13 protein-coding genes are annotated in these 12836 nt (G+C 45.5%); 7 read left to right on the forward strand and 6 right to left on the reverse strand.

The features are described 5' to 3' along the window. The 3 genes from ACHZBG_RS01560 to ACHZBG_RS01570 form a co-directional block, all read right to left on the reverse strand. Positions 1–933, reverse strand: coding sequence for a sugar ABC transporter permease (locus ACHZBG_RS01560; RefSeq protein ID WP_320127680.1), 933 nt, complete (start codon positions 931–933; stop codon positions 1–3). Between the two features lie 165 nt (positions 934–1098). Then, on the reverse strand, positions 1099–2409 hold the full coding sequence (locus ACHZBG_RS01565; RefSeq protein WP_320127681.1) for an extracellular solute-binding protein: 1311 nt from the start codon (positions 2407–2409) through the stop codon (positions 1099–1101). Positions 2410–2650: 241 nt separating this feature from the next. Further along, positions 2651–3028 carry a metal-dependent transcriptional regulator gene (locus ACHZBG_RS01570; RefSeq protein WP_320127682.1) on the reverse strand — a complete coding sequence of 126 codons (378 nt, stop codon included), beginning with the start codon at positions 3026–3028 and terminating at the stop codon, positions 2651–2653. A gap of 132 nt (positions 3029–3160) precedes the next feature. Between ACHZBG_RS01570 and ACHZBG_RS01575 the strand changes: the two genes are divergently transcribed. From ACHZBG_RS01575 to ACHZBG_RS01600, 6 genes are all read left to right on the forward strand, one after another. Then, complete coding sequence (locus tag ACHZBG_RS01575; RefSeq protein ID WP_320127683.1) at positions 3161–3385, forward strand: ferrous iron transport protein A; 225 nt, start codon at positions 3161–3163, stop codon at positions 3383–3385. Between the two features lie 3 nt (positions 3386–3388). Beyond that, positions 3389–5350, forward strand: coding sequence for a ferrous iron transport protein B (gene feoB / locus ACHZBG_RS01580; RefSeq protein WP_320127684.1), 1962 nt, complete (start codon positions 3389–3391; stop codon positions 5348–5350). A 9-nt stretch (positions 5351–5359) separates the two neighbouring features. After that, entirely contained in the window at positions 5360–5557 is a 198-nt protein-coding gene (locus tag ACHZBG_RS01585) for a FeoB-associated Cys-rich membrane protein (RefSeq protein ID WP_320127685.1), read from the forward strand. Positions 5558–5673: 116 nt separating this feature from the next. After that, positions 5674–6483, forward strand: coding sequence for an amino acid ABC transporter substrate-binding protein (locus tag ACHZBG_RS01590; RefSeq protein ID WP_320127686.1), 810 nt, complete (start codon positions 5674–5676; stop codon positions 6481–6483). 94 nt (positions 6484–6577) lie between these two features. After that, a complete protein-coding gene (locus ACHZBG_RS01595) occupies positions 6578–7213 on the forward strand; it encodes an amino acid ABC transporter permease (RefSeq protein ID WP_320127687.1) in 636 nt (211 codons plus the stop codon). 10 nt (positions 7214–7223) lie between these two features. After that, complete coding sequence (locus tag ACHZBG_RS01600) at positions 7224–7982, forward strand: amino acid ABC transporter ATP-binding protein (protein ID WP_320127688.1); 759 nt, start codon at positions 7224–7226, stop codon at positions 7980–7982. Between the two features lie 9 nt (positions 7983–7991). Here the strand turns inward: ACHZBG_RS01600 and ACHZBG_RS01605 are convergent, their stop codons facing one another. Next, positions 7992–9569 carry a D-aminoacylase gene (locus tag ACHZBG_RS01605; RefSeq protein WP_320127689.1) on the reverse strand — a complete coding sequence of 526 codons (1578 nt, stop codon included), beginning with the start codon at positions 9567–9569 and terminating at the stop codon, positions 7992–7994. Next, complete coding sequence (locus ACHZBG_RS01610; protein ID WP_320127690.1) at positions 9559–10515, reverse strand: hypothetical protein; 957 nt, start codon at positions 10513–10515, stop codon at positions 9559–9561. The genes ACHZBG_RS01605 and ACHZBG_RS01610 overlap by 11 nt, the downstream gene beginning before the upstream one ends. Positions 10516–10683: 168 nt before the next feature. Here ACHZBG_RS01610 and ACHZBG_RS01615 point away from each other — a divergent pair, with 168 nt between their 5' ends. Beyond that, positions 10684–11967, forward strand: coding sequence for an NAD(P)/FAD-dependent oxidoreductase (locus ACHZBG_RS01615; protein WP_320127691.1), 1284 nt, complete (start codon positions 10684–10686; stop codon positions 11965–11967). On the opposite strand, the gene ACHZBG_RS01620 is transcribed toward ACHZBG_RS01615, so the two are convergent. Then, positions 11962–12762 carry an alpha/beta hydrolase gene (locus tag ACHZBG_RS01620; RefSeq protein WP_394699298.1) on the reverse strand — a complete coding sequence of 267 codons (801 nt, stop codon included), beginning with the start codon at positions 12760–12762 and terminating at the stop codon, positions 11962–11964. The genes ACHZBG_RS01615 and ACHZBG_RS01620 overlap by 6 nt on opposite strands. Positions 12763–12836 lie beyond the last annotated feature (74 nt).

The following is a 12836-nucleotide window of genomic DNA, read 5'->3' on the forward strand; positions in this document are numbered from 1 at the left end:
CTAATATTCCACGCTGTCACTGTTGGTCGTCTTGAATTGGACCAACGTAAGGATCAACATCAGGATAAAGAGCACTACACTCATTGCACTTGCCCTTCCAAGATATTGCTGCTGAATACCGGTTACATAGATATTGAACGTGATGACATTGATAGGAGCCCGGGGGGCACCATTGGTATACAACATATATTGGGTGCTGAAAGTCTTCAGGCACTGCAACATTGCCATGACAGAGACCAAGACAACCGTTGGTTTGAGCAAAGGAAGGGTTATTCTCCAGAAGCTATTCCATTTGTTTGAACCATCAATGGTCGCCGCTTCATAGATTGTAGGGGGAATGGAAGCCAATCCTGTAATAAAGAGGATGACAAAATATCCTATGTATTTCCAAAAATAGATGACCATGGTGGAAACTTGTTCCATGACTGGGTCCACCAACCATCTATGGTCCACTCCCGGGGTATGCATCAGGTTATTCACCCATTGGTTGCCAAGTCCCCTGGGGTCAAAGATAATCATCCAAATGGCGGCAGCGACGACCGAGGACAGAATGGCAGGACAATAATAGGCAATTTGCAAGAATTTCTTGGTACTGTTTTTGGAAAGATTGCTGATAAACACAGCCAACAACAAACTGACAATCAAAAGAGGAATAAAAGTGCCAACAGTAAACACCAGTGTTGATTTCAAGGAATTAAGGAATGATAACTCATTTCCTGAGGTAGCCGGATTGAAAAGTCGGGCATAATTTCCCAATCCCAGAAAATCAGGAGCCGCCTTGCTCAAAGCCTTCTTATTGAAAAAGCTGGTATAGAAAGCATTGAGAATCGGGTAAAAACTGAATACAGAAAAGAATATCAGGGAGGGAACAACAAAGGCAAAACCCCAATGCGCCTGTTTCTTTTCGATGCCGTAGCTTTTTTTTGAACCCATGGTAATCTACTCCTAGGAAAAGGACAAATTCTGTCCTGATAGTAATGGTGTATGTACATTTGAATTTGAAAGCTTCAAGAAGGAAGCAATCATCAGTGCAAAAGATAAGGAATAAGGAAAAAACTTCTGCCGGGAACAGCCCCGGCAGAATGGAAAAAACTGATGCTATTGCTCGTCAATGACTTCCTGAACAGATGCTCTGAGAGTGGCAAGAGCCTTTTCTGGACTCACTCCACTAAGCATTACCGATTCAACGGCATTGCGAATCAGTGTCTGGATCTGAGCGGAGTTTTCACCGTAATAAATCATGTGGGCACGGGCCATATCATTGATGAATACACTACTATAGGGCATATTCTTCAACGTGTCGGAAGCTATCAGGGCCTTGGTAGGCTGGATGATGTTTCCACCACGGGTAAGATAATCCTCCCCATGGCTAAGCAGGAAGCCAGAGAGTTTCCAAGCCGCTTTCTGGACCGCAGGGCTAGAATCGACATTTACCATGAAATAATGGCCATAGAAGCAGGAAGCCACATCTTTTACAGCATCCTTGAAGGTAGGGAACGGAATGACCATCCATTCGCCGCTTTTAAAGAATTCAGGATTGTCCTTTTCAATACGACCTTCCTGGTAGAGTCCGGTATGGGCCATGGCGATATCATTGTTATCCTGATTAAAGAGGTTACGGGCATTCTTGTAGGTCGGGGAACCGAGGTTACGTCCACTTGGACCCCACTGTTGCATATAGGTAAGAACTTTGATCCAGGCATCGTCACCGATAATGGCAGTCTTGCCGTCGGCACTGAGCAATTCGCCGCCAAGTTGTTCTACCATAGGAACAAAGAAAGTCAGATAATAGGGATACCTGAAATCATACCCACGGCGGACAAGGATGTCGCCATCACGGATAACGAGTTTCTCGGAAATATCAGCCATCTCTTCCCAAGTCTTGGGATAATCCTTTTCAGGATCGAGACCGGCAGAACGGAAAACCTTCTTATTGAGATATATACTCCAGTTGGTGAGTTCAAGGGGCAAACCATAGATTTCACCGTCGACGGTAACTGCATCGAGAACGCCGGGAGCATACTTATCCAGCAAATCCTGCTTGCTGGCATAGCCGGCCGCCTTGTAGTCAACAGGGGCAACGCGCTTGTTGGTAATGTAGGCATACTGATTCTCGATGGGCAGATTGAACATATCCGGTCCCTGATTGGCTGCAAAGGCCGTTTGGACGAGTTCAATCTGTTTTACGGAAGCCTGGGTGGACCTGACTACGGTAATGTTCGGGTTCGCGGCCATGAACTGGTTGATCAACTCCGTTTCAAGAGCTGTTCGTGCCGGATCCTCATGGGTCCAATACTGGATGGTAACAGGGGCATTTTCATCTACGACGGTTTCCTTTGCGCCTTGGGCGAACAAAGAAAGAGGCATGGCCAACACACAAGCAGCCAAGAGAACAAACGTTTTCTTCATAAAGACCTCCTAAAGTCTTGCTACATGTATAGTTTACCTTGTTAATCATATTTCACAATCCAAAGATTTTGTGTTTATTGACCCATTTTTGTGACTGAATCAAGGATATCTTCCGGTATTATTCCTATGCCTTGAGTATCATTTTTATAACGGTTTTTGCATACTTGGAAGAGTTTGGTTTACTAAACAAAAAAAGACCCCAAAAGGGTCTCATTGATAGCAAGATTGTTATAAAGCAACTTCAGTCCTGTATTGTATGTACAGTTCGCATATATGAGGCAAGCTTCTCCATCGTTTCACTGGAAATATCATGTTCGATCAGGCAGGCATCCTGTTCAGCAATAATGGGATCCACGCCCAGGATATCCTGAAGAAAACTCGTGAGGGTCTTATGACGAAAATAAACCTGGGAAGCTTTGATCCTTCCCTTTTCAGTCAACTCAATATCCCCATAGGCTTGTTGGCTTACATACCCATCGGCACCAAGAACCTTCATTGCCCTGTTCACACTTGGTTTGGAGACACCTAGGCGCAAGGAGACATCCGTCGTCCTTACTTTTTCTTTGTCCTGACCAATAGCTAAAATGGCCTCTAGATAGTCTTCACCTGATTTGTGCATAAAACGATGGTATCACGCATCCTTACATTTGTCATCAATTCCCTGGACGATAGGAAAAGAAAGAAAAAGGCATTGACACGGATGTTTGTTTAAGCTAACTTATGTACGCAAACACAGAGGAAAAGATAAAACATGGCAAAAACAATGGATCAGCTCACAATCGGCCAAAGTGCTGCAATTGATTTCATAAATGCACCGAAACAATTAAAAAGACGACTGATGGATATGGGCTTTACCAAGGGCGTCAATGTCAATGTAGTGAAGATGGCTCCACTAGGAGACCCCATGGAAGTCGAACTGAGAGGATACAATCTCTGCTTGAGAAAAGCTGAGGCAAGTGTAATAGAGTTGAGGTAATCAATGAAAACAATAGTTTTGGTTGGTAACCCCAACTGTGGCAAGACTACCTTGTTCAACCAGTTGACGGGGACAACTGCCTATGTTGGCAATTGGCCTGGAGTCACGGTTGAAAAGAAGGAAGGGCTGTGGAAGGGAAACAGAATCCTTGATCTTCCTGGAATATATTCACTATCTCCCTATTCTCCTGAGGAAAAATTAACCAGAAAATACATCTTGGATGAGGGCCCGGATCTTATCGTGGACCTTATCGATGCAACCAACCTTGAACGAAGCCTCTACCTGACAACCCAGTTGACGGAACTGGGACATCCAGTTCTTCTTGTATTGAACATGGGAGACCTTCTTGAAAAGGAAGGAATTACCATAGATACAAAGATACTCTCCATGATGACTGGTTGTCCTGCCGTGCAAATCGCGGCAAGCCGGGGAATAGGACTCAGTGACTTCGCAAAGGAAGTGGAAAAGATACTTGTTTCCGGCAAACTCCCTGCCCTGCCCCTCTTTTCCAACACAGTCGAACGATACATAAACAAGATCGTAGAAGATGACTACTTGCATACCATTCCCAAAGGACGACCTCCTCGCTGGGCTGCCATCAAGCTACTCGAGGAAGATGAACTTTTTCTTTCCACGATGCCTCCAATCCCCCAGGAAACAGAAAAAACCCTGGAATCTGCACGAATTGCCCTGAAGGAACATTATAATGATGACCTTGAGGCTATCATCATCGACCAACGTTATAAAGTAGCTGAAAAAATTTCCAAGGACTGCCAAACCAAGATCGAGCAAAAGAAAAAATTTACCTTCGACACCATAGCCACCAGTAAATGGGGCGCCATTCCTCTCTTCATTGCCATCATGTCAGCAGTATTCTACCTCTCCATTGGCTTGGTCGGTGGAATTACGACAGGCTGGCTGGAATCGGCGTTTGGATGGCTCAGTCAATCCCTGCAGGCCTTTTTGCAATCAATCGGGGTAATTCCCTTGCTCTCGGGACTCCTCACCGATGGCATTATTGCCGGAGTGGGAAGTGTACTTACCTTTGTCCCCCAACTTTTTGTCTTATTCCTGCTTTTGAGCATCCTTGAGGATTGCGGCTACATGGCCCGTATCGCATTCATCATGGACAGAATCATGAGAGCCATCGGGCTTTCAGGAAAGTCGATCATTCCCTTGGTCATAGGCACCGGCTGCTCGGTGCCGGCGATTATGTGCAGCAGAACCATCGAACACCAGAAACAAAGAGAATTGACGGTCATCGTAACTCCTTTCATTCCGTGCGGAGCCAAGATGCCTATCTTTGCCTTGATGATCGCCTACTTCTTCCAAGGAAAGTGGTATATTGCCCCTCTTGTTTATTTTCTCGGTATTCTGGCTGTTGTCGCCACAGGACTGCTAAGCCAAGCCCTGGACAGGCATAAGGAAAAGAACGCATTCATCCTTGAACTCCCAAGATATCAGATACCGACCCCAAAAAATGTATGGTTGCAAACCAAAGAACGAATCAGAGGTTTTATTCTCAAGGCAGGAACGGTAATTCTCCTCTCCTCTGCCATCATCTACCTTTTGCAATCCTATTCATTCACCCTCCAGGCCGTTTCATCTGAACAAAGCATGCTTGCAATGATCGGAAAAATCATCGCGCCCATCTTCCGTCCCCTGGGCTTCGGTTTCTGGCAGGCCAGCGTTGCCTTGTTGACAGGAATAGCCGCCAAGGAATCAATAGTAAGTACATTAAGCGTTACCATTGGTACTGGTGGTCTGACAACCTTTTTCACCTCTGCCTCGGCTCTTTCCTTTATGGTCTTCATTCTCATCTCCTCTCCCTGTATCGCAGCCTTGAGTGCAATGGCCAAGGAGTTGGGAAGCAAAAGAAAATTCTTTTTTGCCATTCTATGGCAAACAGGATTCGCCTATTTCATTGCCCTCCTTACCTATGGGGTCGGGCTTCTTATTCTGTGAGGTTTGTCCATGACAGTACTTGCTAATATCATTGTTGCTTTGGTGATCGTCCTTTTCCTTGGCCTGGCAATCCGGACCATCTACAGACAAAGGAAGGAAGGCGGTTGCGGCTCATGCAAGAAATGCATCGCTTCCTGCGATGGAAACCATACCTGTCCCTCTTCGGGTTGCAAGGGATGTGAGTTTTCGGGAACTTGCCATAAATAATATACATCAAGTGAATAATTATGCATTATGTCTGGATATTTTGATCTAATCACGGTACACTTTCCAAAACTTCCCAACACACACTTTGGGATATTCGCTTTTAGGAGAGATACATAATGAAAAAAACAACACTTGTTCTCGTAGCAGTTCTTTTTTCGATGTCCACTTTGTTTGCCGCCGGCACAAAGGAACAGGGCACGGATAATTCCCTACAGAAAGTCCTTGCTAAGGGACAGTTGGTCGTAGGTCTTGATGATTCCTTTCCTCCAATGGGATTTCGCGACGAAAACAATGAAATTGTTGGATTCGATGTAGACCTTGCCAAGGAAGTATGTAGCCGCTTGGATATCAAGGCTGTCTTCCAACCCATCGACTGGAATGCAAAGGAACAAGAACTGAACACAGGCAACATCGATTGCATCTGGAATGGCTTCACCATTACATCCGACCGCTTGGCCAATATGACCTTCACCAAACCCTATGTAAGCAATGCACAGGTGGTAGTTGTCAAGAAAGGTTCTTCCTTTACCTCCCTTGCTTCCCTTGCCGGTAAAACGATTGGTTACCAAGCAGGTTCTTCTGCCGCGGAGGCTGTCGATGGCAATCCGGAGTTCAAGAAATCCCTTAAGCAAATCATCGAATTCAAGGAAAACCTCACAGGCTTGATGGATCTTGAAATCGGAGGCATCGATGCATTGGTCATCGATCTTCTGGTCGCAAACGATAATATCAACCGCAGTGGCAAGGATTTCATGATCCTCAAAGAGACCCTTACCAGTGAAGACTACGGTGTAGGATTTCGCAAGGGGGAGCAGCAGCTAGCCGACGGAGTGTGGAATCAACTTGTCGCAATGGACAAGGACGGAACTCTTGCAAAGATTGCAACACAATGGTTCGGTGCCGATATCACGGTTGTCGGAAAATAACGATTGATGATATGATGGCGGGGAGTCAAGCTCCCCGCTTTCTTTTTTTTCCGGGAGAAGGCCTTTTTACCCTTGGAACCAATAGGAGAACACTATGGGACAACTGCTTTTGCAGATGCTGGGAGCAACCCTTGTCAGCCTGAAGATATTTATTTTGACCTTGATCTTCGCCCTACCTCTGGGCATGCTGGTAGCCAAAGGACGAATGTCAAAAAACCGATTGGTTTCATCTTTTGTCACTATCTATATCATGATTATGAGGGGAACACCCCTTATTCTTCAGCTCATATTCGTTTATTTTGCCCCTTATTATATTTTTGGGGCTTCCTATGATCGTTTTACTGCAGTTATCGTAGGATTTGTCATCAACTATGCGGCTTATTTTGCGGAAATCTATCGTGGCGGAGTACAGGCAATACCAAAAGGCCAATATGAAGCCAGTCATGTCCTTGGTTTTTCCAAGGCGCATACCTTCACCCACATCATAGCACCGCAGGTGGTCAAAAGGATCATTCCTGCGATGGGCAATGAAGTAATCACCTTGGTCAAGGATACAGCCCTTGCCCAGACCATCGGAGTCGCGGAATTATTCAGGGTTGCACAGAATGCATCTGCCAGACAGTTTTCGACAATGCCCATTTTCATTGCAGGAATTTTCTATTTTTTGATGAATGGCTTGGTATCCAAGCTCTTCGATAGGCTTGAAGTAAAACTCAATTACTATAATTAGGGAGCCAAGGATGCATATTATTTCTGTTGAGAACCTAGAGAAAGGATTTGATGGACTGGGAGTACTCAAGGGTATCTCCTTTACCTTGCAAAAGGGAGAGGTGCTTTCCATCATAGGTCCGTCAGGAAGCGGGAAAAGTACCATGCTTCGTTGCATCAACCAACTGGAAACCATTGATGGTGGCTCAATTTCAGTTTGTGGTGATACCATGGTTACAACAAACTCCCAACACATGGTTCAATATGCCGGCAAGGACACCCTTAAGAATGTCAGGCTCCATTGCGGAATGGTTTTCCAGAACTTCAACTTATTCCCTCACATGAATGTACTGAAAAACATTACCGAAGCCCAGGTTTTTGTGTTGAAAAAATCAAAGCAAGAAGCTGAGGAAACTGCCCGGAATCTCTTGAAAAAAATGGGCCTTGAGGAAAAGGCTTTGGCCTATCCTTGTCAACTGTCGGGAGGACAGCAACAACGGGTATCGATAGCACGGGCCCTTGCCCTCAAGCCGGAAGTTCTCTGTTTTGATGAACCGACCAGTGCACTCGACCCAGAATTGACCGGTGAAATCTTGAACGTAATCAAATCCCTTGCACAGGAAAAAATGACCATGATTGTCGTTACCCACGAAATGGCTTTCGCCAGGGATATCTCGGACAGGGTTATTTTCATGGATGACGGACAGATCGTCGAAGAGGGGAAACCCTTGGATTTGTTCAATAATCCCCAGAATCCAAGGACCAAGAAATTTCTCAACCACTTTGCATAGACGGAGATCTCAGGCTTTCAATATCACCCCTGCACAGCAATGTGTAGGGGTTCCGTCATTCAGTGCTATCTTCCCGTTGACCAAGACCATGAGCAAGCCATCAGGCTTTGCCTTGGGATTGCTTGCAGACGAATTGTCCTTGATTATTTTTGGATCAAAAAGTACCAGGTCAGCCTTGTAGCCTTCCTTCACCCTGCCCCTATCGCTCAAGCCCAAGCGAGAGGCAGTTTCCCCGGTCATCTTGTAAATCATCTGTTCCAGGGACATCACTTGCTTTTGTTTCCAATATTTATCTATAAAATGGATGGCAGCCTGAAAAGATCGTGGGTGACATTTTTCCCCTGCATAAAGAGCGTCGGTTCCAAAACACATCAAAGGATGAGTCATGATCTTCTTCAAGGACTCCTGGCTCTCCGTGATATCGGTCATCACAGCCGAGCCCTTTTCTTCCTTGAGCAAATCAAAGAAAGCCTCAAAAGGCCCTTGGTTGCGCCTATTGGCAATTTCGGTGAACGTAAGTCCCTCATATTGGGAATTGCTATCCATCGTTATGGCGGTAATATTATCCCAGCCACACAATTCGTACAGGCTGTCCCATCCTTGGGGATCTTTCATCATTGCCTTGATTGCTTCTCGTTCCTTGGGACTTCCCAGCAAAGTTTGCAAATCTCCTCGCTCAAGTCGCAGATACTGGGGAGGAAGCAAGCTGAAAAGACTTGTCGACCCATACTCATAGGGATATTGATCAAAGAGGACATCCAAGCCATCGAGACGTGCTGTCTCGATCATGGAAAGCATCTGGGATATCAAGAGCTGGTTATTCCTTCCTATTGCCTTGAGATGACTTACTTCAAGACGTACTCCTGTATATTTCGCAAGTTCAAGCACCTCTTGCAGCGCCTCGATGACATCGTCACCTTCGCAGCGAATATGTACGGCAAAAAGACGATCGTAACGTTTGGTGACTTCCAATAAAGCTATGAGTTCTCCCCTTCCTGCAAACAAGCAGGGGGCATAATACAATCCACTGGAAAAGCCCAGGCATCCTTGCTTGTAACTTTCCTCAAGGAGGCTGCACATCTCTTTCACTTCCACTGAATTGGCACTTCTGTTGGGATTGCCCTCGAGGGCATAGCACCTGAGCGCACTATGGGACTGGAGAAAAGCCATATTCGTCCCATTTCCTTTCTCTTCAACGGCGGATAGATACCGAGAAAAGTCTTTCCAGCCAAAAGATGGATAGGAACCAAGCACATCCCTTACGAATCCATAGAGGTTTGCATCATCTTTCTTGACCGGAAAAACGCCAATACCACAGTTTCCTGAAACCTCAGTAGTAATACCTTGTCCAATTTTTGCTGCCATGGAAGGATCACGCAAGACTTCCAATTCGCTATGGGCGTGAATATCGATGAATCCAGGGCAAAGAACCAGGCCTGTTGCATCAAAAATTTGCCCGGAAGGATTACCCTCCCCTTTTCCTATCTTCTCTATCATATCATTCTTGATTGCCACATCCCCTACATAGGAATCATTTCCGATTCCATCGACAATCGTGGCATTCTTGAAATATATATCATAAGCCATTATCAGACTCCTTCTTGGCCAATTGTGAGAATTCATACAACAAGGACTGCTCAAGCATGCGTACCGCATTCTGGTAATTTCCATGTGTACGAGTCAGCAACAAGGCTGCCCTGAATTCATCAAGATGAGAAATTTCTACAAATGCCGGGGGATATCCACCGGCAAGCAATTCCCCCCCTAGGACAAGAGTTGCAAAAATTTCATCGTATCGTCCAAAGGGACGGATGCGAAGTAGTTCCCCAAATAGGAACAATCCACGTACCAACGGATGAAAATGTGACCATTCATTCTCATACTGGGTAACCAAGGTTTCCATCTGTACGGAAACCGAAAACACACGCATATCATTCGGCGGGGGATTTCCAGGGAGAATCAAGGCTTCCCTGTAGGCTCCTGTAAGTTCATCATCAATGCCTTGCATCATGGTTTTATACAAAGAGGCAAGACTCTGCTCATGAAACATGGCACCTTCGCGTCTCTGCCCTTTCAAAGGTCCCAGACCTGTCTGCTGGATAAACCTAAGAAAAATGGCTCGACAATTGAGAGCCAAGAGCTGAACAGGCAATTCTTTTTCAAAAACAAGTCTTCCGCTAAATAATTGAGAAAAATCTTCTTTCGAGAAAGATAATTCTCCAAAGGAAAAACTGCTTACAAGAATGTGAAGGACAATGTCTTTGTAGAGATCTAAAAATTCGTTTTCATCACCTGCATATTGGGCAAGTTCAAGTTGCCACTTTTCAAGCCGGGAGAAATCCATCGCCCCGAAACGAAGATCAAGATGCTTCAGATGCCTCAGCTGACGGCCATCCCCCGGTTTTGGGGAAACATCGGGAATATTCCAGGCCCAACCGGAACGGACAACTCCGTCGATTCGCCCTTCTGAGCAAAGGATACGAACTCTTCTTTCAGAGATATCCCATTTTTCGGCCGCTTGCCTGACACTCATGAACATCATCAACACCTCAGATATATTATTCCTATTTAGGAGTAATACCATTGTTTTCTCATAAAATCAATAAGTGGCGTTTTTTTTCAGGGCTTTACCTTCTCGGCGAATATTGAAATAATGGTTGAGGAAGGGAACTACCTTCCAATTTCTTTGGGAGGCTACGATATGGTACATTATGATGTCGTTATTGTGGGAAGCGGGCCAGCCGGTATGGGGGCTGCCTTCACTATCATTGCAAAAAAACCGGACACAAAGATACTTATTCTTGATAGGGAAAAGTTTTCTACAGGTGGCATGCGTAATGATTGCAAGATGAATTTTACCTTTCCTATTGGATTTCCTGTTGAATATTGGACAGAAGAAGTTGCGAATGGGTATTTGGAACAGGTAATCAATTTTCTTAAACCAGAGTTCCTTGAACAAACCAATATCGCAACCTACCAAAAAAGAGCCAATCGCCTTGGATGCAGCCTACTACAGATAAAGCAGACTCATTTAGGTACAGATGGGGGATTGGTACTCATCAAGCAACTACTCGCCCAACTATCTGAAAAAGGAGTTGACCTTGCCCTGGGAGAAGCCATGGAGCAAATCAATTCCAAAGAAAAGTTCATAACAACAGGAAAACGAGAGATCAGGTACAAGACTCTTTTAGTTGCACCGGGAAGAAAAGGCTTCCATTTTTTGCAAGACCTTATGGCAACCCTTGAAGTTCCTTTCGTTGATAACATCGTAGACATCGGAGTACGCTTGGAGACCAGAATAGAGCACTACCCTATCGTCAAGGATTACTATGACCCCAAGTTCTACTTTCCTGAAAAGGTAAGGACCTTCTGTACCAATAGTGGCAACGCCCATGTGGTAAAAGAGAAATACGCGACAAGTAGGGGCGACCAATGGTTTTCCGTCAATGGACATGCCTTTGCACCGGATTTTCGCCATGATAACGGCTTGGTCAACTTTGCGATTCTCAAAACCGTACGGTTTACGGCCCCCTTGGCTAGCGGACAGGCTTTTGCGGAAAATCTGGGATTGCAAGCCTACCTGATGGGAGGAGGAAAGCCCTTGATGCAACGCGTAGGGGATTTTAGATTGGGTTCCCGCAGCCGGGAGGAAAGTTTCAGCAAAGATTTGTATGACTTCTCCCCGACCTTGCAGGACTGTTGCCCAGGAGACATCTCGCTGGCAATGCCAGCTAAAATTCTTCGTGCAATCTGGAAGGCCATGAAAAATCTGGATACCATCGTCCCAGGTGTACTGCATCCCTCCACTATCATGTATTATCCAGAAATCAAGCTCTATGCAAATAAGCCCAGTTATCTGGATGAACATTTCAGGGTTCAGGAATCAGTATGGTTCGCAGGCGATGGAGCCGGAACTAGCCGCGGCATAACCGGGGCCTGGGCCAGCGGAATCAGGGCAGCCGAAGGTATGCTTGAAAATCTATAGCGTATAGTCAAATTGATCATTCAACCAAGTCGTGCAAAGACCAACCCATTGTTGGCAGGCTTGGTTGGGTGTTCCTACTTCTTGATTGCACATGGAAAGACCATGGCCACCCTGTGCAAACAAATGCAGTTCGTAGGGAATTTTATAGGTTTGCAACGCAGAGGCCAATTGAAGACTGTTTTCCACAGGCACGGAAGGATCGGTTACCGTATGCCAGATAAAGCAGGGAACTGTCGATTCAGACACTTGCTTCTCCAAGCAAAACAACTCCTTGTCCTCCTCATTTTTACCGGTTACCCAATCTATACTCTCTTGATGCCCCAATTCCCCTGTAGTGATCACAGGATAGCAAAGAATGGCAACGTCAGGTCTATTCAAGCCTTCTTTGGTATCAAATATGGCTTTCAACCTGGGATGGTCATGCAATATGGCAAGGGATGCGGCAACATGTCCTCCTGCACTGAAACCAAGAATAGCGACATGGTAGGGATCACACATCCATTCGACTGCATGTTCCCGTATTTTAATGAAGGCCTCACTTGCTTCCATCAAAGGGTTAAGACCTGAAGCGTCCTCTTTTACTGAATAATCAAGAATGAATACGTTATATCCCAAGGAAAGGAAATAGAGCGCTACAGGATCCCTTTCCCGTTCAGAAAGAAAGCGATAGGCACCACCGGGGCATATCACCACCGTCGGACGAATATTGCGAATCCCTCCATCCTGAGTAAAATCCTGAAGATATCCAGTCAACGGAACCTGATTTTTGCCAACAGCAGTCTGTATGATTTTCATAGTGGCAATAGTAGCATAAAACACTCTTTATGGAGTACAGGAAACACGCAATTTCCAGCAAAATCCCGTATCCT

The organism is uncultured Sphaerochaeta sp. (genome assembly GCF_963676625.2).
Classification (GTDB): domain Bacteria; phylum Spirochaetota; class Spirochaetia; order Sphaerochaetales; family Sphaerochaetaceae; genus Sphaerochaeta.